18 protein-coding genes are annotated in these 21,009 nt (G+C 42.8%); 10 read left to right on the forward strand and 8 right to left on the reverse strand.

Going from position 1 to position 21,009, the window contains the following annotated elements; translation table 11 throughout:
* Together AACX38_RS14925 and AACX38_RS14930 are read left to right on the forward strand one after the other, a co-directional pair.
* On the forward strand, positions 1 to 177 hold a 177-nt coding region (locus tag AACX38_RS14925; RefSeq protein WP_228864856.1), incomplete at its 5' end, for a transposase.
* 313 nt (positions 178 to 490) lie between these two features.
* Complete coding sequence (locus tag AACX38_RS14930) at positions 491 to 1,312, forward strand: BPSS1780 family membrane protein (RefSeq protein WP_228864836.1); 822 nt, start codon at positions 491 to 493, stop codon at positions 1,310 to 1,312.
* Between the two features lie 132 nt (positions 1,313 to 1,444).
* Here the strand turns inward: AACX38_RS14930 and serS are convergent, their stop codons facing one another.
* The 6 genes from serS to AACX38_RS14960 form a co-directional block, all read right to left on the reverse strand.
* On the reverse strand, positions 1,445 to 2,734 hold the full coding sequence (gene serS / locus AACX38_RS14935; RefSeq protein WP_099121270.1) for a serine--tRNA ligase: 1,290 nt from the start codon (positions 2,732 to 2,734) through the stop codon (positions 1,445 to 1,447).
* 122 nt (positions 2,735 to 2,856) lie between these two features.
* Positions 2,857 to 4,200 carry a replication-associated recombination protein A gene (locus AACX38_RS14940; protein WP_228864837.1) on the reverse strand — a complete coding sequence of 448 codons (1,344 nt, stop codon included), beginning with the start codon at positions 4,198 to 4,200 and terminating at the stop codon, positions 2,857 to 2,859.
* Positions 4,201 to 4,207: 7 nt separating this feature from the next.
* Positions 4,208 to 4,819, reverse strand: coding sequence for an outer membrane lipoprotein chaperone LolA (lolA, locus tag AACX38_RS14945; RefSeq protein WP_099110688.1), 612 nt, complete (start codon positions 4,817 to 4,819; stop codon positions 4,208 to 4,210).
* Between the two features lie 28 nt (positions 4,820 to 4,847).
* On the reverse strand, positions 4,848 to 8,318 hold the full coding sequence (locus tag AACX38_RS14950) for a DNA translocase FtsK 4TM domain-containing protein (RefSeq protein ID WP_228864838.1): 3,471 nt from the start codon (positions 8,316 to 8,318) through the stop codon (positions 4,848 to 4,850).
* Between the two features lie 139 nt (positions 8,319 to 8,457).
* Positions 8,458 to 8,952: a leucine-responsive transcriptional regulator Lrp gene (gene lrp, locus AACX38_RS14955; RefSeq protein WP_004256338.1), complete on the reverse strand. Its 495-nt coding sequence runs from the start codon at positions 8,950 to 8,952 to the stop codon at positions 8,458 to 8,460.
* Positions 8,953 to 9,032: 80 nt separating this feature from the next.
* On the reverse strand, positions 9,033 to 9,185 hold the full coding sequence (locus AACX38_RS14960) for a hypothetical protein (RefSeq protein ID WP_228864839.1): 153 nt from the start codon (positions 9,183 to 9,185) through the stop codon (positions 9,033 to 9,035).
* Between the two features lie 419 nt (positions 9,186 to 9,604).
* Here AACX38_RS14960 and trxB point away from each other — a divergent pair, with 419 nt between their 5' ends.
* The 5 genes from trxB (at position 9,605) to infA (ending at position 15,343) form a co-directional block, all read left to right on the forward strand.
* Positions 9,605 to 10,564 carry a thioredoxin-disulfide reductase gene (trxB, locus tag AACX38_RS14965; RefSeq protein WP_099124032.1) on the forward strand — a complete coding sequence of 320 codons (960 nt, stop codon included), beginning with the start codon at positions 9,605 to 9,607 and terminating at the stop codon, positions 10,562 to 10,564.
* A 193-nt stretch (positions 10,565 to 10,757) separates the two neighbouring features.
* Positions 10,758 to 12,527, forward strand: coding sequence for a heme ABC transporter permease/ATP-binding protein CydD (cydD, locus tag AACX38_RS14970; RefSeq protein WP_228864840.1), 1,770 nt, complete (start codon positions 10,758 to 10,760; stop codon positions 12,525 to 12,527).
* 2 nt (positions 12,528 to 12,529) lie between these two features.
* Positions 12,530 to 14,272 (forward strand): heme ABC transporter ATP-binding protein/permease CydC, encoded by a 1,743-nt coding sequence (gene cydC, locus AACX38_RS14975; protein WP_228864841.1) that lies wholly within the window; start codon positions 12,530 to 12,532, stop codon positions 14,270 to 14,272.
* An 8-nt stretch (positions 14,273 to 14,280) separates the two neighbouring features.
* Positions 14,281 to 14,970 (forward strand): leucyl/phenylalanyl-tRNA--protein transferase, encoded by a 690-nt coding sequence (gene aat / locus AACX38_RS14980; RefSeq protein ID WP_228864842.1) that lies wholly within the window; start codon positions 14,281 to 14,283, stop codon positions 14,968 to 14,970.
* Between the two features lie 154 nt (positions 14,971 to 15,124).
* On the forward strand, positions 15,125 to 15,343 hold the full coding sequence (gene infA, locus AACX38_RS14985) for a translation initiation factor IF-1 (protein ID WP_004244560.1): 219 nt from the start codon (positions 15,125 to 15,127) through the stop codon (positions 15,341 to 15,343).
* 98 nt (positions 15,344 to 15,441) lie between these two features.
* On the opposite strand, the gene clpA is transcribed toward infA, so the two are convergent.
* Together clpA and clpS are read right to left on the reverse strand one after the other, a co-directional pair.
* Positions 15,442 to 17,727, reverse strand: coding sequence for an ATP-dependent Clp protease ATP-binding subunit ClpA (clpA, locus tag AACX38_RS14990; protein WP_228864843.1), 2,286 nt, complete (start codon positions 17,725 to 17,727; stop codon positions 15,442 to 15,444).
* A 30-nt stretch (positions 17,728 to 17,757) separates the two neighbouring features.
* Positions 17,758 to 18,078 carry an ATP-dependent Clp protease adapter ClpS gene (clpS, locus tag AACX38_RS14995; RefSeq protein WP_099121262.1) on the reverse strand — a complete coding sequence of 107 codons (321 nt, stop codon included), beginning with the start codon at positions 18,076 to 18,078 and terminating at the stop codon, positions 17,758 to 17,760.
* A 324-nt stretch (positions 18,079 to 18,402) separates the two neighbouring features.
* Between clpS and cspD the strand changes: the two genes are divergently transcribed.
* The 3 genes from cspD to artP all read left to right on the forward strand — a co-directional run bounded on the left by cspD (position 18,403) and on the right by artP (position 20,988).
* On the forward strand, positions 18,403 to 18,639 hold the full coding sequence (gene cspD / locus AACX38_RS15000) for a cold shock-like protein CspD (protein ID WP_099110679.1): 237 nt from the start codon (positions 18,403 to 18,405) through the stop codon (positions 18,637 to 18,639).
* Positions 18,640 to 19,152: 513 nt separating this feature from the next.
* Entirely contained in the window at positions 19,153 to 20,055 is a 903-nt protein-coding gene (locus AACX38_RS15005) for a lysine exporter LysO family protein (protein WP_228864844.1), read from the forward strand.
* A gap of 204 nt (positions 20,056 to 20,259) precedes the next feature.
* A complete protein-coding gene (gene artP / locus AACX38_RS15010; protein WP_228864845.1) occupies positions 20,260 to 20,988 on the forward strand; it encodes an arginine ABC transporter ATP-binding protein ArtP in 729 nt (242 codons plus the stop codon).
* Positions 20,989 to 21,009 lie beyond the last annotated feature (21 nt).

The raw sequence follows: 21,009 nt of genomic DNA on the forward strand, positions 1-21,009 counted from the left end.
ATTATCCTCTTATTCCTGCCCGTCTACTCGCCTTGGTTGAACAAAATAGAATACTTATGGCACACGTTACATGAAACAGTCACACGTAACCATTGTTGTCGGTATATGTGGAAACTGCTCAGTAATGTGAAAAAATTCTTGAAAAAATCTGCAAATAGACTCTTTCAGAGAAAGTAAATCGAGTGTCCCACTATTATGAAAAGTTATTTAGTTTCATGTGAAATTATCTTGAAATAGGACTGATGTTAAATAACTTATATAGTAAATACCCACTGTAATATAAAGGGCATTAACCTAAAATATTGAATAATCTTATTCCTCAATATAAATGAAAAATAGAATGATAATCCTTTAATCGGAAATAAATTAACCCTTGTTGATTAATGGCTTTCATGGAACAATTCTACCTAACTTATCCAGAAATCTTCCAGGATGGATTTAGTTAATATTTAATTTGGAAATTATCATTCAATCAAATAAAGCGAAAAAAATGAATAATCAAGATATCGAACTCAACTCTGGGGAAGGTAATATTTCCCTAACTAAAGAAAAAGAAATTTTCATTCGTGAAGGTCAGGCCGTAGGTGCTGGTGCTGCAACTGAATGGATTGGCGATGCCTGGAAAATGTTTAAAGCAAATCCATTACAGTGGATACTGTTTACATTAGTCTATTTCGCCATTATTTCAGTATTGAATTTTATTCCATTTATTAATTTTTTAGTGGGTTTATTTGGTCCGGTACTTGTTGCTGGTGTTATCGCTGCTGCTGAAAAACAGAGGACTACAGGGGACTTTAAGATAGATTTACTCTTTTACGGATTTAAAGAAAAATTAGGTTCACTGGTTGCTGTTGGTGCTCTTTACATAGGAATATGTGCACTTGGAATCATTGCTGCTATTTTTATTGCAGGCTTTGGTATGATCGATTTTGTTTTAGCCTCTCAAGAGGTAAATCCAGACCCATTACTATTGATTCAGGCTATCCCTTCTTTTATGTGGGCGTGTCTTGTGTTCTGTGTTTTCGCCATTATTGCTCTTGCGTTTATCTGGTTTGCCCCTGCACTGATTATTATCAATAATCTGAAATTTGGTGACGCAGTGTCAATGAGTCTGAGTGCTGTAAAGAAAAATTTATTGGGTGGTTTTCTGTTTTTCTTACTCATGGGTATTATGATGTTTGCATCAGCGATCCCCTTACTTTTAGGCTTCATTATTACCTTGCCCATGAGCCTTATTGTTTATTATACAACGTACCGCAGCATTTTTTATGCACAGGAAGAAAAACAAACACAATCAGATTTAATTGTCTAAAGTTTTTTCTTTCAATATCTATAATAAACGCTATTTCAGTGTTTATTATTTTTCTCTAACTAAAAACGTATATGTCATTGAATAAAAAAGCGCCTCACTAGGCGCTTTTTTATTACTTAGAATAATCAGTTATTAACCAATATATTCCAGTCCATTCATATAAGGACGCAATACTGCCGGAACTTCAATTCGGCCATCTTCCTGCTGATAGTTTTCCATCACTGCAACCAGAGTACGGCCAACAGCCAGACCTGAGCCATTCAGTGTATGTACCAGCTGGGTTTTCTTATCATCTTTACTGCGGAAACGAGACTGCATACGACGAGCCTGAAAATCCCACATGTTAGAACAAGATGAAATTTCACGATAAGTATTCTGGGCCGGTAGCCAAACTTCCAAATCGTAAGTTTTTCTTGAACTTGCACTCATATCTCCGGTACACAACAACATCTTACGGTACGGCAGGTTTAGTAACTGCAATACTTTTTCCGCATGTCCCGTCAGTTCTTCCAGTGCTTCCATTGATTTCTCAGGATGGACAATCTGAACCAGCTCGATTTTATCAAACTGGTGCATACGGATCAGGCCACGGGTATCACGACCATAAGAACCCGCTTCAGATCGGAAACAAGGTGTATGTGCCGTCATTCTCAAAGGAAGATCTTTCTCATCCAGAATTTCACCACGCACTAAGTTAGTCACCGGTACTTCCGCAGTCGGGATCAGCGCATAGTTACTACCAGATTCTTCTTCCAGCGCTTTAGTATGGAATAAATCTTCACCAAATTTAGGCAGCTGACCTGTACCAAACAGAGTGTCATGGTTGACCAAATAAGGAACATAGGTTTCCAGATAACCATGTTGTTCAGTATGCAAATTCAGCATAAACTGCGCCAATGCACGATGCAAACGGGCAATCTGGCCTTTCATTACCACAAAACGCGCACCAGTTAATTTCACTGCTGCCGCAAAATCAAGACCATCAGTCAATTCACCCAATGATACGTGATCTTTCACTTCAAAATTATACTGATGCGGCTCACCCCAACGGCTGATCTCTACGTTATCGCTGTCATCTTTACCATCAGGAGAAGAATCATCAGGAATATTCGGCATACTCAGTGCAAGATCACGGATCTCAACCTGTAATGCTTCCAATTCCGCTTTTGCTGTATCCAGCTTTTCTCCCAATTGATTGACTTCCTGACGCAGTGGTTCAATATCCTCACCACGGGCTTTCGCTGCACCAATAGATTTCGATCGGGAATTACGTTCTGCTTGCAGGGTTTCAGTTTCAACTTGTAAAACTTTACGGCGCTCTTCTTGTTTACGCACCGTCTCCACATCAAGGGTATAACCCCTGCGAGCCAGTTTTTCGGCGACTGCGTCTAGCTCATTACGCAGCATATTTGGATCGAGCATGCTATTCCTGTGCTTGTTTGTTATTGAGAAAAAAGTTATTGGTAAAACAGTAATAAAATCAGTCTGGACTAAGCAGACTGATAGAGGTTTTTTAACATACCAACATTACCGTATCAGCCACATTAACGATAGCGTTTTATTGGACTATTTTGATCCTGTGCCATTAGCCAGTTTAATTTTTCACCGATTTTACCTTCCAATCCTCTGTTAGTCGGATGGTAATAAGTTGTCTTTTGCATCTCAGGCGGAAAATAAATCTCTCCGGCGGCATAAGCATTAGGCTCATCATGCGCATAACGGTATGCTTCACCATATCCCATTTCTTTCATCAGCTTCGTTGGGGCATTACGCAAATGAGCCGGGACATCATAATCAGGCTTCTCCTGAGCATCGGCGATAGCCGCTTTAAATGCAGTATAAACAGCATTGCTTTTAGGGGCACAGGCAAGATAAACAATCGCCTGCGCAATGGCCCGCTCTCCTTCTGCAGCTCCGACACGCGTGAAACAATCCCATGCAGCAATGGCTACCTGCATCCCACGAGGATCTGCATTACCAACATCTTCAGAAGCTATCGCCAGTAAACGTCGGGCAACATAAAGTGGATCACCGCCGGCAGTAATGATCCGCGCATACCAATAAAGTGCAGCATCTGGTGCTGAACCGCGGATTGATTTATGTAAGGCCGATATTAAATCGTAATATCTGTCACCTTTATTATCAAAGCGTGCACTTCTTTCCCCACTGACTTCTTTGAGAAGTTCAGTTGTCAGAGTCCGCTGGCCTTTCGCATCAATTTCTGCCATATCCGACATCATTTCCAGCAGATTCAGTGAACGGCGCGCATCACCGGCTACCAGCTCTGCGAGTATCTGCCGGGTATCTTCCGGCAACACAATATTTTGTTCACCAAGACCACGTTCTTTATCATTTATGGCCTGAATCAGCACTTGTTCTATTTCTCTTGGCGAAAGGGATTTCAGTAAATAGACTCGTGCCCGTGATAACAAAGCTGAATTTAATTCAAAGGAGGGATTTTCGGTTGTAGCACCAATAAATGTAATTGTGCCATCTTCAATATGTGGCAGAAATGCATCTTGCTGGCTTTTATTAAATCGGTGAACTTCATCAACAAATAGAATTGTTCTACGACCTGCATTGCGATTTTGCCGTGCTTTTTCGATGGATTCCCGGATCTCTTTGATACCAGAAGTCACCGCAGAAATACGTTCAATATCTGCCTGCGCATAATAACCAATGATTTCAGCTAATGTGGTCTTTCCCGTGCCGGGTGGTCCCCATAAAATCATAGAATGGAGTTGACCCGCACGAATAGCTCTCGGTAGAGGTTTACCTTCCGCTAATAAATGTTGCTGACCAATATAGTGATCTAACGTGATTGGCCGCATTTTTGCGGCCAATGGCTGAAATTCATTCTGTGAAAAATCAAGAGAAAGATTGTTCAATTAAACCTCACTGGCGTTGATCGTCCAGTGTCACACCTTCTGGCAGAGTGAATTTAAATTTTGACGCATCTACACTCGTGTTCTGCTGCCCTTTCAACTGATAAGCACTTTTCTGTCCATCTTGTTCAACAGCAGTAAATTTCTGAATAGTGCCATCTGGTGTCACTGTGATTGAAAAATACTTAAGATTCCTGCTCGCACTCTTAGGTGTCAACTCAAAATGGTTACCATTTTGGGTCACTTTGTATTGTTTCCAATCAGCTGAATCATTACGGGCAATCAACATAAATGGCGTATTCCCCGTAGCATCTTTCAGCCAATTGGCCGTAACTTGTTCGACAAAGGGATTATAAAACCACAATGTCTTACCGTCAGAAATCAAAGTACTTTCATCAGGTGATGTCATATGCCAGTTAAACAAATTAGGGCGTTTAACCCAAAGTTGACCTTCACCATTTTGAATCGCTGAGCCATCATTACTGGTAACTGTCTGGGTAAAATTTGCATGAAAGCTATTTACCTTACTCAAACGTTCCTGCAAATCGTGTGCAGCATCAGCCCATGCAGAACTCACGCTCAATCCCATCATCAGACAGCCAATCAACATCAGTTTTTTCATGTGTGAGTACCTTCAATTCATATTATTATCAGTGTTCGTGTGGCGGAGGAGCTAAAACTTCACGATTACCATTATGACCCGGCGTACTGACAATTTGCTGAGCTTCCATCTGTTCTACGATACGGGCTGCCCGGTTATAGCCAATGCGGAATTGGCGTTGTACGCCGGAAATAGACACCCGACGTTTTTCAATCACAAATTCTACCGCCTGATCGAACAGAGGGTCCAACTCTTCATCACTATCCAATCCCAAACCGCCTTCGCCATCCTCACCCCCTTTAATAATACTATCAATATATTGAGGGCGACCACGAGCCTTCCAGTCATTAACAACTTCATGAACTTCCTGATCACGCACGAAAGCCCCATGAACACGTACAGGAATAGATGAATTTGGCGCTAAATAAAGCATATCCCCCATACCAAGCAGTGATTCTGCACCTCCCTGATCAAGAATAGTACGGGAATCAATTTTACTGGAAACAGTGAAGGCAATTCGCGTAGGAATATTAGCCTTAATCAGACCTGTAATAATATCAACAGAAGGACGCTGGGTTGCCAGCACCAGATGGATACCTGCCGCCCTTGCTTTCTGGGCCAGACGGGCAATCAATTCTTCTACTTTTTTCCCTACCGTCATCATTAGGTCGGCAAACTCATCGACCATCACAACGATATAAGGCTCTTTCTTCAGAACTGGGTGTTCCACATCCATACTGTCACCGGGTTTCCAGAATGGATCAGGAATAGGACGGCCCATTTGCTCCGCCTGTTTGATCTTATCGTTATAACCTGCAATATTGCGCACACCTAAAGCTGACATCAGTTTATAACGGCGTTCCATTTCATTAACACACCAACGCAATGCGTTAGCAGCATCTTTCATATCTGTAACAACTTCAGTCAACAGATGAGGTATGCCTTCATAAACAGATAGTTCAAGCATTTTCGGGTCGATCATGATAAAGCGAACATCTTCGGGTTTTGCTTTATACAGGATGCTGAGGATCATCGCATTAACCCCCACAGATTTACCCGAACCGGTCGTCCCTGCAACCAGTAAGTGCGGCATCTTCCCTAAATCAGCCACAACAGGCTGCCCCCCGATATCTTTCCCTAAAACGATGGTTAAAGGAGAGGGGTTATCACGGAATTTTTCACAGTCCAATACTTCTCGCAAATAAACGGTCTGACGTTTTTTATTAGGTAATTCCAGACCGACGTAAGGCAGTCCCGGTATAACCTCTACAATCCTGACAGCTACAGCCGAAAGTGAACGAGCAAGATCACGGGATAAATTGGAAATGCGCGAAGCTTTAACGCCGGGAGCCAGGTCCAGCTCGAACCGGGTAATCACAGGGCCAGGCGAAAACCCGACAACATCAGCTTTAACCCGATAATCGTTCAGGCGGGATTCAATTAAACGTGAAGTCTGTTCCAGAGCGAACATGTCGACAGGTTCTTCTTCTGCTGGCGGAGCTGCCAGAAGATCAAGAGAAGGCATCGGTGTAGTTGGTTTAGGTAATGGTTGATCATTACGCACCAAAAATGGATGGAACAGGCTTTGCTGCGGTTGCTGCGGTTGCTGCGGTTGCTGCGGTTGCTGCGGTTGCTGCGCAAGATTATGCCGGATTTCTGCCACATGAGAAGCACTCGGAACAGGAGAAATTGCTGAAACACTTGAAACAGGCGGAACATTTTTTTCCTGTTCTGGTTGTGCAATATCTTCTACCGGTATGAACTCAGAAGGCATAAATAGTGGCTCTGTCGGCTCTGATTTATCTGAACTATCAATTTGTGAAAGATATTCAAACACAGATTTTTCAGGCTGTTGGAAAGCAGTAGTCTGGTTTTGGTAGCGCTCATTCTGCTGCTGCTCAAATGCTTCCCGCAACATTTCTTCCTGCTCTGCCTGCTCGTCAACATTACTGATAGGTCGCTCAACTGGGGCCTCTACCGCTGTATCGTCATATGTGCTATCAAGAATAGTCTCGTTTTGAGCATAGTTAGACAGCTCTGCATTCTCTTTAGGCTCTTTTTCAACATCACTGCCGTAACGCTCACGTTGCTGATCAAGAAATTGTTGGCGCAGCATATCTTGTTGTTGCGCATCCATTTTCTGTTCTTCAGCCTCAGCATTAAGCTCTTCCTGTCTCTCTTTTTCTTTTCGCTGCAAATGTTCAGCCAAACGATGAGAAGGAACTTTAACGCCATATAATTCACGGCGAGTCGGTATCCGTACTGGATTCGGCCTCGGCATCTCGGGACCAATACCTTGTTTTACCTGAGGATTTCTTACTGACACAGCAGAAGTTGTGGCAGGAAGCTGTAACTCATCATCGTTATCAGGTGATGGCGACACAGCTAGAATATCCTGCGCTGTATCCACTGTAGCTGAATGAATATTGGCTGGAGATAGGTCTGGTTCCGGCACAGTATGCGATGCATTACTGAACTCTGCGGTTATATTCCTTATTTGCTCATCACCCGGCAGTTCAAATGTATAACGGGTAGGTCCTGCTTCCTGAATATTCTCAGCCTGCTCTGATATAGCCTGAGCTGTTTCCGGAACAATAGAAACCAGAGACTCAGATGAAGCACTCTCAGATACAATGCTTCCAGATGAAATACTGACAGGAGAAAGGCTTTCTTCTGATTCTTCGCTTTCTGGCTGCTTTGAGTCAATATTCGCTAATTCTGTTACCGTTGGTGTTGCCAACAACGCATCGTCTTCATCGAAAGTACCTGAATTCTGCATAGTGTTAGCGATAGCAAGCTTATTCCCATTATGACCGGATTCTTCTTCAGTTCCAGAGGAAGCGGATACCGCTTCTTTTTCCAGTGCCAGTTCTTCCTGTTCTTCATCATATTCAGATTCAGGACGGCTACGATTAAGCACAAAGCTAATTGAATCGAGAATACAAGCGCCAATTTTTTCTGCAATAGTAAGCCAGGACCAGCCAGTAAATAACGTAAATCCGATAACCCAAATACCAAGCAGGGCCAGAGTCGTACCCAGAATATTGAGCCACGGCAAAACGGCGTTACTGAATAAACTGCCAACTACACCACCTGACGCAAAATCATTGAAATCATCAATATTAAGTTCTGCTAAACCACATGAAGTCAGGATAAGTGCCAAAGCACCAATAATACGTAATGCGAGCGTGAAAAAATCTACATACTCTTGCCTATCTTTCTGACGGAAAGCATTCCAACACCCTAAAAAGATCAATGGCGGGACTGCATAGGCAAGAATACCGAATGCGGAAAATAGTATGTCTGATAACCACGCACCAACACTGCCACCTAAATTATGGACAGGCTCATGCCAGGCAGTTTGGGACCAGCTGGGATCGGAAGGGTGAAAACTGACAAGTGCTACCATTAAGTAGACGGCACATATAGCAATAACCAACAGAATGGCTTCCAGAAGCCTGCGGCCACTGCTGACTCTTTTTAATTTAACACGTTTGTCTTCTGTATATTCCTGGTTCAAGAAAGGCTCTCCAGGTTTTCCTGTAGATTAAACGGAACAACGCTGAGGGCAGCTCAGCGTTGAAACTGTATGCATAAACAGGAGTGTACCTAACTTTTTCCTGTTTTGCATCTATACACTGTACATTGTAGACAAAAGCTTAACGAGTCTTAATTACCAGACGGTTACTCTGTTTCACTTCTTCCATAACTACATAAGTACGAGTATCGTTAACACCCGGAAGGCGTAGCAGGGTTTCACCCAGCAATTTACGGTACGCAGACATATCTGGTACACGTGTTTTCAGTAAGTAGTCAAAATCTCCAGAAACTAAATGACACTCTTGAATTTCTTCAAGTTTTTGTACGGCAGTATTGAACTGCTCAAAAACATCTGCTGCTCCGCGATTCAGGGTGATTTCAACGAATACCAGCAATGATGCATCCAGGTAGTGAGGATTCAACAACGCCGTATAACCAGAAATAAAACCCTGACGCTCTAAACGACGTACACGCTCCAGACAAGGAGTTGGTGATAACCCTACTCGTTTGGATAATTCCACATTAGAAATACGGCCGTCTTTCTGCAATTCATTAAGGATATTACGGTCTATGCGATCAAGATCTTTTCCTGGACGCTTCTTATTATCTATCATCTTATTGCTCTCTCTTTATATTCCTACACCCATAACATTTTCCCTATCTCTTTTAAGCAGTTGAGCTGGAAAAGATGTCTTCAAAGGCTAAAGCTCAATCTGTAACCAAGGTTTGGGGCCTGCACGTAATCTTCCAGAATACAATTTCCCAGAACTCGATTAACCAAAATACGACTTACTAGAACACCGTCTTCCAGAATGTAATTTCCCAAAACACGATTTTCCCAAAACATTGGGTTTCCCAGAAAGCAGCTTATCGGCAATTTTTAATATTCTATGAGAAAATCATCCCCTCAGAATTGTCTATTCTATAGAAACAATTGATTAGCGAGGTAGATAATTATCTCTTACACAGATGTTTTCGCAAATGCATAGCCGATTGTCAAAGTAAATGAACAAAAATCAGAACAACATACCAAACAAATTTTCGGTAAATCGCCTTAGCCGCTCGTTTCATGACTAAAACGCATAAATGATGTTCAATTCAAAATGTTAAGCACTTACTCCTTACATTCCCATTACATCATAGTTACTATCTATCGGTAAAATCGTTAATAACATGAATATTTTATCTGATAATCGCTTTTTTTAACTTATCATTTCTCCTACAATCCCTAAATCCACGATATGTGATAATGGAAATGAGGTATTCATGAGTACAGCCAAACACAGTAAGCTCATCATTCTTGGCTCAGGTCCTGCTGGTTATACTGCTGCTGTTTATGCAGCCCGTGCTAATCTAAGTCCCGTACTCATTACAGGGGTTGAGAAAGGCGGCCAATTAACCACCACGACTGAAGTTGAAAACTGGCCCGGTGACCCTGAAGGGCTGACAGGCCCTGGCTTGATGGAGCGTATGTTCCAGCACGCTGAAAAGTTTCAGACAGAAATTGTTTCCGACCACATTCGGAAAGTTGATTTCTCAAAAAAACCATTTCATCTGTATGGTGATGATCAAGAATATAGCTGTGATGCTCTGATCATCGCAACTGGTGCTTCGGCTCGCTATTTAGGCTTACCTTCCGAGGAAGAATTCAAGGGACGTGGTGTTTCTGCCTGTGCAACCTGTGATGGTTTCTTCTACCGTAAACAAAAAGTTGCAGTTGTCGGTGGTGGCAATACCGCTGTTGAAGAAGCATTGTATCTGGCAAACATTGCATCTGAAGTTCACCTGATACACCGTCGTGATACTTTCCGTTCAGAGAAGATCCTGATTGATCGTTTAATGGATAAAGTTAAAAACGGCAATATTATTCTGCACACCGACCGCACTCTGGACGAAGTTTTGGGTGATGAGATGGGTGTAACAGGTGTTCGTATCCGCGATACTAAGAGCGATAACACCGAAGAACTGGATGTTGCCGGTGTTTTCATTGCTATCGGCCACAGCCCGAATACCGATATTTTTGCAGGGCAGCTTGAACTGGAAAACGGTTATATCAAAGTCCAGTCAGGCTTGCATGGAAATGCCACTCAGACTTCCATTCCGGGTATTTTTGCCGCTGGTGACGTAATGGACCATGTTTATCGTCAGGCGATTACGTCTGCCGGTACTGGTTGTATGGCAGCACTGGATGCTGAACGTTTTCTGGACGGGCTGGCAACTAAATAAAATTATCTTCCCTTCAAAGCGCTATTCCGGTAGCGCTTTTTAATAGGACGCATTTTTTGTAAGTAACATTTTGTAGATAGCTTAGTGTCGTAGATAGCATGGTGTTGTAAATAAAATAGTGCGCGGAAGCTGGCAAGGTGGTTACCAGCTTGTTTTGATACGCTGTATCATCTGTTAATCTGAAATTTTTCTTATGGACAAAACAAGACAATCTGAACTGGTTCGATGGCTGAAGCAACAAAGTACTCCAGCTCGTCGATGGCTTCGTCTATCCATGCTATTGGGCCTGATTAGTGGCCTACTGATTATCTCTCAGGCCTGGCTGCTCGCTTCCATTCTTCAGGCGCTTGTCATGGATCATGTTCCCCGTGAAAATCTCATCAGCCAATTTGCGATGTTACTGGCTTCTTTTGCCCTGCGAGCGATTGTCAGTGCTATTCGGGAGCGTATCGGCTTTATCTGTGGCAAGGTTGTACGTCAGCAAATCCGCAGCATGGTTTTGGATAAGCTGACCCAATTAGGGCCTGTCTGGGTAAAAGGTAAACCTGCTGGCAGCTGGGCAACGATTATTCTGGAACAGATCGAAGATATGCAGGATTTTTATTCCCGCTATTTACCTCAAATGACCCTCGCTGCCACTATTCCAGTGCTTATTCTGATGACAGTATTTCCAATCAATTGGGCTGCCGGTGTTATTTTATTGGTAACAGCACCTTTGATTCCGCTTTTTATGGCATTAGTCGGATTAGGAGCAGCAGATGCGAATCGACGCAATTTTATTGCACTCAGCCGGTTAAGCGGTAATTTTCTTGATCGTTTGCGTGGACTCGAAACATTGCGCTTATTCCACCGAGGAAAAGCTGAAGTTAAGCAAATTACCGAATCAACCGAAGATTTCCGCCTCAGAACGATGGAAGTGCTGCGCATGGCGTTTTTATCTTCTGCAGTACTGGAGTTTTTTGCTGCTGTTTCTATTGCCGTTGTAGCTGTCTATTTTGGTTTTTCTTATCTGGGAGAATTGCATTTTGGCAATTATGGCTTTGGTGTCACACTATTTGCCGGTTTTCTGGCGCTTATCCTGGCGCCGGAATTTTTTCAGCCGCTACGTGATCTGGGCACTTTCTACCATGCTAAAGCTCAGGCTATCGGTGCGGCGGAATCACTTTTCACTCTGTTAACCAGCGATGGGGAACATGCCTCATACGACGGTAAAAAAATCCTGTCAGATAAAAATGCTGTCAGTATTGAAGCGAATGAGCTGGAAATTTTGTCGCACGATGGTCATCGTCTTGCCGGCCCTTTGAACTTTACGATTGAGCAGCATCAGCGTATTGCATTAGTGGGTAAAAGCGGTGCGGGAAAAAGTTCTCTTATAAATGTCTTACTCGGTTTTCTTCCTTATCGCGGCTCACTGAAAATCAATGGAAGTGAACTCAATGAACTTGATCTCGACAAATGGCGTGAACAATTAAGCTGGGCTGGGCAAAACCCTCACCTGCCAGAACAGACCATACTTGATAATATCCGTCTTGGTCAGTTTGATGCGACACAGGAACAAATTCAGAGTGTCATGCAACAAGCCTATGTTACGGAGTTTGTCTCTGAACTGCCCGATGGCATAAACACCGTTATTGGTGATAATGCAGCACGGCTATCTGTTGGGCAAGCACAGCGTATTGCTGTTGCCAGGGCGTTATTGCATCCCTGTCAGCTTCTGCTGCTGGACGAACCCGCCGCCAGTCTTGATGCTCACAGTGAACAACGGGTAATGACAGCCTTGAATCAGGCATCCAGTCAGCAAACCACGCTGTTGGTTACACACTTACTGGAAGAAACGCCGGTATATGATCAAATCTGGGTGATGGAAAGTGGACTCATTATCGAAAAAGGCAACTATGAAAGCCTGAGACAATCTCAAGGCGCATTTTCCCGTCTGTTGTCTCATCGCAGTATGGAGCTTTAATCATGCGTATATTACTTCCATTTCTCGCACTATATCGCCGCCACTGGTTTCTCATCAGCTTAGGGATGGTTTTAGCAACACTAACTCTATTAGCCAGTATTGGCTTACTTACACTGTCTGGCTGGTTTTTGGCCGGTACGGCTGTGGCGGGCTTTGCCGGAAAATATACCTTTAATTACATGCTGCCTGCCGCGGGTGTCCGGGGCGCAGCAATTTTCCGCACTGCCGGACGTTATGGAGAACGGCTGGTTAGCCATGATGCTACATTTCGAGTGCTGGCCCATCTGCGGGTATTTACCTTTCAGAAAATCCTGCCACTTTCGCCGGGAGGGATTGCCCGTTTTCGTCAGGGGGAGCTATTAAACAGGATTGTGGCTGATGTAGAAACATTAGATCACCTCTATCTTCGTGTCCTGTCTCCATTGCTTGCTGCACTCGCTGTGATTGTAGTTCTGACATTAGGCCTAGGCTTTCTTGACTGGACTCTCGCCTATACTCTCGGCGGTATTATGCTGGGGTTATTACTGATCTTACCTTTTGTGTTTTATCACGCAGGTAAACCTTATGGCAGGAATATCACAGCATTACGTGGGCAGTATCGAACTTTACTCACCAGTACATTGCAAGGTCAGGCAGAATTAACCGTGTTCGGTGCTCTTAAACGTTTTCGCCAGACAATGTCCGAAGTTGAATATCAATGGCTAAAAAGCCAACAACAGCAAGCCAGCCTGACCGGGCTTTCTCAGGCCATCATGATTTTTGCTACTGGCATGACAGTAACGTTAATACTGTGGCTGGCATCAGCAGATGTAGGCGGAAATAATCAACCCGGTGCATTGATTGCCCTGTTTACATTCTGTGCCCTTTCAGCGTTTGAATCCCTGGGACCAGTTACTGTTGCATTCCAGCACATGGGACAGGTGATCTCGTCAGCAACCCGCGTTTCTCAGCTAATGCATCAGAAAGCCGAAGTCACCTTTCCTGCAAACGGGCCAAAAAGTACAGACAATCTCAGTCTTGAGATAAAAAACATAGAATTCACTTATCCTAACCAGCCTATGCCTGTATTACAGAATATTTCACTGTCTCTTCAGGCAGGTGAACATATCGCCTTATTAGGTAAGACTGGCTGCGGTAAATCGACTCTTTTACAATTATTAACCCGGGCGTGGGATATTGATAACGGAGAAATTCTACTCAACCAACAGCCTATTTCTCTTTATGATGAAGCCACACTGCGATCAATGATATCAGTCGTTCCTCAACGGATACATGTGTTCAGTCATACTCTGCGGGAAAATCTGTTGATGGCAAAACCGGGTGCCACAGATGAAGAATTAGAAACGGTATTGCAACAGGTTGGCTTAGGAAACTTGCTAGAAAACAATGAAAAGCTAAACTGTTGGATGGGCGAAGGTGGACGGCAGCTTTCAGGTGGTGAACAACGCCGCTTGGGTATTGCCAGAGCCTTACTGCATAATTCACCACTCATGCTTCTGGATGAACCAACAGAAGGGCTTGATGCAGATACCGAACAACAAATTCTGGCACTATTGCGCCATCGTTGTCAGGATAAAACACTTATTGTAATTACCCATCGGTTAACAGGCTTACAACACATGGATCGGATCTGTGTGATGGATGGGGGACGTATCATTGAGCAAGGACAACACGATGTGTTATTGTCCCAACAAGGACGCTACTACCAATTCTATCAACGACAGAGCTATCCTGATCAGGAGTAATAAGTTTTATGTTGATAGCTCAATTGGATAGCTCATATGAATTTCCCCATCCAGATACTGCGCTGGCAGAACCAAATGGCTTGTTAGCATTTGGGGGTGATCTAAGTGCAGAACGATTAAAGACCGCATATCGCAAAGGCATTTTTCCGTGGTTTTCACCGAATGAACTTCCTTTGTGGTGGTCTCCCGACCCCAGGGCTGTCCTGATCCCCGGAGAATTACATACCGGCCGAACTTTGCAACGTTTTATTCGCAAACATCCTTACCAAATTACGGTAAACTATGCTTTTGAACAGGTGGTCTATGGTTGTGCCCAGAGACAAGAAGGCACATGGATCGGTTCTGACATTCAATTGGGTTACCAAACACTGCATCAGGAGGGTTTAGCTCACTCAGTTGAAGTTTGGTATAAACAACAGCTCGTCGGCGGGTTATATGGTGTTAATATAGGAACACTATTTTGCGGTGAATCGATGTTTAGCAAAATGGAGAATGCATCCAAGTGCGCTTTTGTGGCATTCTATCACCATTTTTTGCGTCATGGCGGCCAACTGTTTGATTGCCAGGTGCTAAACCACCATACAGAATCACTGGGCGCTAAAAATATTCCAAGGAAAGAGTTTCTCCGGCATCTTGATCAATACCAAAAGCAATCATTGCAAGCTGGCTGTTGGGATGCGCAAACGTTGGAGTTATAGTCAATACTTGGTGGTTTATGCTGTTCACGGTGGGAGTGTCAATACCATTATGAGGAAAATAATGGTGTAAAATACGACATTCCTTTACATAATGAGGGTTTTTCGGCATTATCTTGCCGGTTAAAAACTATGGTTGTTACATTTAGAGGATTAGATGGCCAAAGAAGACAATATTGAAATGCAAGGTACTGTGTTAGACACACTGCCAAACACCATGTTTCGTGTCGAATTAGAGAACGGACACGTCGTTACTGCTCACATTTCAGGCAAAATGCGTAAAAACTATATCCGCATCCTGACTGGAGACAAGGTTACAGTTGAACTAACTCCATATGACCTGAGCAAAGGCCGTATCATCTTCCGTAGCCGCTGATTCCGATACCTTCTTACACACCACAGGTTATGTATTTTCAACATTCGCCTGTGGTGTTGCTCTTAACTTAGTTACTAGTTTTGCATATACCGTACTGATTATAGTACGGCATCTTCTGATTTTTTCTTGTTTGATTTTTGTACGCTTTTGAAATCGTATTTCAGTGCATTTTTATCTTTATCAAGACTAATTCTGACTGAACCTCCATGCACTAAAGAGCCAAACAACAACTCGTTAGCTAATGGCTTTTTCAGGCTATCCTGAATCACACGGGCCATCGGACGGGCACCCATCGCTTTATCATACCCTTTATCACATAACCACTGACGGGCATCTGTGCTGATTTCCAGAGACACACCTTTTTCATCCAGTTGAACCTGCAATTCAACAATGAATTTATCAACCACTTGTTGAATAACTTCCGTAGAAAGTGAGTCAAACCAGATAATACTATCAAGACGATTGCGAAATTCGGGGGTAAAGGTTCGTTTGATCTCAGCCATTCCATCAATGCTATTATCCTGTTCCGTAAATCCAATGGATTTACGCTGTATTTCACGTACGCCCGCATTGGTTGTCATCACCAAAATAACATTACGGAAATCTGCCTTCCGGCCATTGTTATCAGTCAACATTCCGTTATCCATCACCTGAAGCAGGATATTGAATACATCCGGATGGGCCTTTTCAATCTCATCAAGCAACAACACAGAATGAGGGTGTTTAATAATAGCATCTGTCAATAAACCACCCTGATCATAACCAACATAACCTGGCGGAGCACCTATCAAGCGACTGACAGTATGACGTTCCATATATTCAGACATATCAAATCTTAATAATTTGATATTGAGGACCTTCGCTAACTGTACTGTGACTTCTGTTTTACCAACGCCTGTAGGCCCGGCAAACAGGAAAGAACCAACAGGTTTGTGCTCTTGTCTCAGCCCGGCACGGCTCATTTTGATGGCTTCGGTTAATACACCAATCGCTTTGTCCTGACCAAACACCAGCATTTTCAAACGATCATCCAGTGTTCTCAAGACATCTTTATCACTGGCTGAAACTGTTTTCTCCGGAATACGGGCAATACGGGCAACGACTGACTCAATATCCGCAACATTAATGGTTTTTCTGCGGCGGCTGACTGGAACTAACCTTGTACGCGCACCTGCTTCATCAATCACATCAATGGCTTTATCCGGCAAATGGCGATCGGTGATATATTTCACCGACAATTCGACTGCCGCCCGAATAGCTTTTGCTGTGTAGCGAACATCGTGATGCGCCTCATACTTAGCACGTAACCCATTAATGATCTGTACCGTTTCTTCGGAAGAAGGCTCCAGAATATCAATCTTCTGAAACCGACGGGCCAGAGCGCGATCTTTTTCAAAAATATTGCTGAATTCCTGATAGGTTGTCGAACCAATCACGCGAATACGACCGCTGGATAAAAGAGGTTTAATTAGATTGGCTGCATCCACCTGCCCCCCCGAAGCAGCACCAGCACCGATAATGGTATGGATTTCATCAATAAAGAGAATACTTTTGCTGTCCTGTTCCAGGGTTTTTAACAAGGTTTTGAAGCGCTTCTCAAAATCACCTCGATATTTTGTCCCTGCCAACAATGAACCAATATCCAGCGAGTAAATTGTGCAATCCTTCATCACTGCCGGAACATCTTTTTGCACGATGCGCCAGGCAAGCCCTTCAGCAATTGCAGTTTTACCGACTCCGGATTCCCCAACAAGCAATGGGTTATTTTTGCGCCGGCGACACAGTACCTGAATTGTTCTTTCCAATTCATGCTGACGACCAACCAGCGGATCAATTTGCCCTTTTTGTGCAGATTGATTCAGATTTGTAGTGAAATTTTCCAATCTATCCTCACCTATCGCTTGTTCTTCCTGAACTGGATTAACATTATGATGGCTCTCATTATCGAGCTCATCTTTACGTGTTCCGTGAGATATAAAATTCACAACATCCAGCCGGCTGACGTCATGCTTGCGCAGTAAATAAGCCGCCTGAGATTCTTGTTCGCTAAAAATTGCAACCAGTACATTCGCCCCGGAAACTTCTGAGCGGCCTGAAGATTGAACATGAAACACCGCTCGTTGCAACACACGCTGAAAGCTCAATGTTGGCTGGGTATCCCGATCATCATTCTCTGGTAATAAAGGGGTTGTTTGAGTAATAAAATTTTCCAGTTCCTGGCGTAAAACTGCCAGCTCGACCTTACAAGCCTCCAGTGCTTCTCGCGCTGATGTGTTACTTAACAACGCCAGTAGCAGGTGCTCGACAGTCATAAATTCATGTCTGTTATCCCTTGCTTTGGCAAAAGCAATGTTGAGACTCAGCTCCAATTCTTGATTGAGCATAAGCACCTCCTCCAAAATCAATAAGCCAGATCAGACTTTTTCCAGCGTGCAAAGTAATGGATGCTCGTGCTCCTTAGCATACATGTTCACTTGCGCAGCTTTAGTTTCTGCGACCTCTGCTGTATAAATACCGCAAATTGCCTTCCCTTGGTAATGGACATCCAGCATTAGTTGCGTTGCTCGTTCAATATCATAAGAAAAGAACTTTTGTAATACGTCAACCACAAACTCCATGGGGGTATAGTCATCGTTATTCAAAATTATCTTGTACATAGATGGCGGCTGTAGCGCTTGCTTTGCTTTGTCTTCTATAAATTCTTCAAGATTCAGGCTGTTATAAAACTGACTCATTGTCTTTCCACTGAGTATTATCTTTCTATCGGATTTTAGTATGAACTAATTCGTTCTACCTCTATATATTTTATCACTACATAAAGCACTCTGCTTATTCCCGTAGACGATCAGAGCCAGTATTCCACCTAAAAGTCTGATACCGTTATCTATATCAAACTTTAGCGATTTGAGACAACCTGTCATAACTTCAGCACTTGACGATAAAATGAATTTCACTACAGTGTATTTTATGAACACCATTCCTAGCTGGACGACTGTTCATGATCCTGAAATTTTTAGTGATTCCTAAACCCGAAATCATAATACGAGGGATAGAGAAGTATGGAAACAGGTACAGTTAAATGGTTCAATAATGCGAAGGGCTTTGGATTTATTTGCCCGGCAAGTGGCGGTGAAGATATATTTGCTCACTATTCAACCATTCAGATGGATGGTTATAGGACGCTGAAAGCCGGGCAAAAAGTGAATTTCAGCGTTAATCAAGGTCCTAAAGGCAATCATGCCTGTGTTATTGTTCCTTTGGAAGATGGCTCAAAATTAAAAAAGAGTAACCAATAGTTTCGTAATTCACACGCCACAGGTAAATTCCCCCTTTATTTGTGGCGTGTTATTTAGCGGATAACCTCACTGTCTCCCTCCCCTAAGAACCTACTCATGTTTAGTCACAATAAATATAATTGAGTGAGATGTAAATCAATTGGATTTAAATGAAACAGATGTAAAAATCAGGAGAGTTTTATCATCAAATATCAGTCATAACTGATGCATATCTCTAAGACAGCCGTGTTCCATACCATACAAAAAGATATTACCCTGTTTTGCGTTGAATTTACTTGATTTTTTGTGAACCTAAAATGACAGGATAGCAAAAACGGGCTGAATTTCAGTAGGTTTCCCTTTCCTCTACATGTTATAGTAGTGTGAATTATTTGTTGTTACAGATTTTTTAGTTTTTATGACCAGTCAAAGATATACCAATGGATTTCGAAGTATGCCCTTCAACAAAAAAGCAACTTGAAAGACGAGCGTATAAAGCCAGATTAAAAGACGTTTATTATAAGGATATGTGACATGTTTTCAGGATTACTAATTATCCTCCTTCCATTGAGCCTGGGTTATCTGATTCGCCTAAATAACAAAACAATACTTACCAAAGTTCACCAATTGCTCAATGTCATGGTTTATCTCATTCTCCTGCTTATGGGGATCAGTCTTGCAATGCTGGATAATCTGGGTAGTAATTTGCTTTCTATCCTACTATATGCGATGACATTTTTTCTGTGCATATTTGCAACTAACTGGCTTGCGCTTTTTTTTCTGGATAAAAAAGAACCGTGGATTATTACAGGACACAAACAGGAAAGCCCCCCTTCCCGCCTGCATATGGCACTTGACTCCATCAAATTATGTGGCGCACTGATATTCGGTTTTTTGCTCGGCCTGACTGAATGGTCATGGTTTAATTTTTCCAGTAAGGCCAGTGAAATCACATTAATTTTCTTACTGTTTTTTGTTGGTATCCAACTACGTAATAACGGCTTGAGCCTAAAGCAAACATTCATGAATCGCCGTGGAGCTGTTGTTGCGATTATTGTCGCTATCAGTTCACTTATTGGTGGCGTGATAGCAGCATTCCTGCTTGGCTTACCAACCAAGACTGGCCTGGCTATTGCATCCGGATATGGCTGGTATTCTCTTTCCGGCATTTTAATTTCTGATGCCTACGGGCCAGTATTTGGCAGTACAGCTTTTTTTAATGATCTAGCTCGTGAACTGGCATCTATTATGCTCCTTCCCATGCTAATCAATCGCTATCGCTCAACTGCACTAGGTTTAACCGGAGCTGCATCAATCGATTTCACATTACCCATATTACAGCGCTGTGGGGGTATAAGTATTGTACCCGCAGCCATCGTTCACGGTTTCATTTTAAGCCTGATGACGCCTATATTTATCGCATTTTTTACACAATAGATTTATATAAATAAACGCATAACGTTATTTAATAAGCTTATATTTATGCTAAAAACAGTATCTAACAAAAGGTAAAAAAAGAACACGGTCTGATTATTAAATCCATAAAACTGACTAAAACAACGATTTTACACGCACATTATTGCATAGTTATTCCTTTGGGATTAATATCCCATCAACTAATTAACTATTCATAGTTTTCGCATGAAAATCCAATTAAAAAATATCAATTGTTTCTATGGAACTAATCAGGCTCTGTTTGATATCAATTTTGAATGTGGATCAGGGGAAACCGTCGTTCTGCTTGGGCCTAGTGGTGCAGGCAAAAGCTCCTTACTGAGGGTCCTGAATTTACTCGAGATGCCTCGTTCCGGCCAGTTAAGTGTAGCAAAGCATCAATTTGATTTTAAACAACCTCCTAATGCAAAAGAAATCCGTGCCCTGCGGCAGAATGTAGGAATGGTTTTTCAGCAATATAATTTATGGCCACATTTAACCGTAATGGATAACCTGACTGAAGCTCCCTGTCGGGTGCAGGGGTTATCCAAACCACAATCCATGGAAAAAGCGGCCAAATTACTTTCCCGTCTTCGTCTTGAAGAATTCGCTAATCGCTTTCCGCTGCACTTGTCAGGGGGACAACAGCAACGGGTCGCTATTGCACGTGCACTAATGATGGAACCTCAGGTTCTGTTATTTGATGAACCAACAGCTGCACTTGATCCCGAAATCACATCTCAGGTCGTTAACATCATAAAAGAACTGGCAGAAACAGGAATTACCCAAATTATCGTGACACATGAAGTGGAACTTGCCCGTAAAACGGCTAGCCAGGTTATCTACATGGAAAAAGGACGAATTATAGAAAAAGGTGATGCAAGTCATTTTTTAAAGCCTCAAACCGAAGCTTTTGCTCATTATTTGTCACACTAAGTTTGGCATACTGAGCCAGCC

Origin of the sequence: Xenorhabdus sp. PB30.3 (assembly GCF_963895965.1) — a bacterium.
Classification (GTDB): Bacteria; Pseudomonadota; Gammaproteobacteria; order Enterobacterales; family Enterobacteriaceae; genus Xenorhabdus; species Xenorhabdus stockiae.

What these genes read in the sequence shown, in the direction of transcription:
- artP (WP_228864845.1), top strand. Translation starts at nt 20,260, where the DNA reads ATGAAAATCCAATTAAAAAATATCAATTGTTTCTATGGAACTAATCAG.
- lolA (WP_099110688.1), bottom strand. Translation starts at nt 4,819, where the DNA reads ATGAAAAAACTGATGTTGATTGGCTGTCTGATGATGGGATTGAGCGTG.
- cydD (WP_228864840.1), top strand. Translation starts at nt 10,758, where the DNA reads ATGGACAAAACAAGACAATCTGAACTGGTTCGATGGCTGAAGCAACAA.
- AACX38_RS15005 (WP_228864844.1), top strand. Translation starts at nt 19,153, where the DNA reads ATGTTTTCAGGATTACTAATTATCCTCCTTCCATTGAGCCTGGGTTAT.
- AACX38_RS14960 (WP_228864839.1), bottom strand. Translation starts at nt 9,185, where the DNA reads ATGTTTTGGGAAAATCGTGTTTTGGGAAATTACATTCTGGAAGACGGT.
- clpS (WP_099121262.1), bottom strand. Translation starts at nt 18,078, where the DNA reads ATGAGTCAGTTTTATAACAGCCTGAATCTTGAAGAATTTATAGAAGAC.
- aat (WP_228864842.1), top strand. Translation starts at nt 14,281, where the DNA reads ATGTTGATAGCTCAATTGGATAGCTCATATGAATTTCCCCATCCAGAT.
- serS (WP_099121270.1), bottom strand. Translation starts at nt 2,734, where the DNA reads ATGCTCGATCCAAATATGCTGCGTAATGAGCTAGACGCAGTCGCCGAA.
- infA (WP_004244560.1), top strand. Translation starts at nt 15,125, where the DNA reads ATGGCCAAAGAAGACAATATTGAAATGCAAGGTACTGTGTTAGACACA.
- trxB (WP_099124032.1), top strand. Translation starts at nt 9,605, where the DNA reads ATGAGTACAGCCAAACACAGTAAGCTCATCATTCTTGGCTCAGGTCCT.
- lrp (WP_004256338.1), bottom strand. Translation starts at nt 8,952, where the DNA reads ATGATAGATAATAAGAAGCGTCCAGGAAAAGATCTTGATCGCATAGAC.
- AACX38_RS14930 (WP_228864836.1), top strand. Translation starts at nt 491, where the DNA reads ATGAATAATCAAGATATCGAACTCAACTCTGGGGAAGGTAATATTTCC.
- clpA (WP_228864843.1), bottom strand. Translation starts at nt 17,727, where the DNA reads ATGCTCAATCAAGAATTGGAGCTGAGTCTCAACATTGCTTTTGCCAAA.
- cydC (WP_228864841.1), top strand. Translation starts at nt 12,530, where the DNA reads ATGCGTATATTACTTCCATTTCTCGCACTATATCGCCGCCACTGGTTT.
- cspD (WP_099110679.1), top strand. Translation starts at nt 18,403, where the DNA reads ATGGAAACAGGTACAGTTAAATGGTTCAATAATGCGAAGGGCTTTGGA.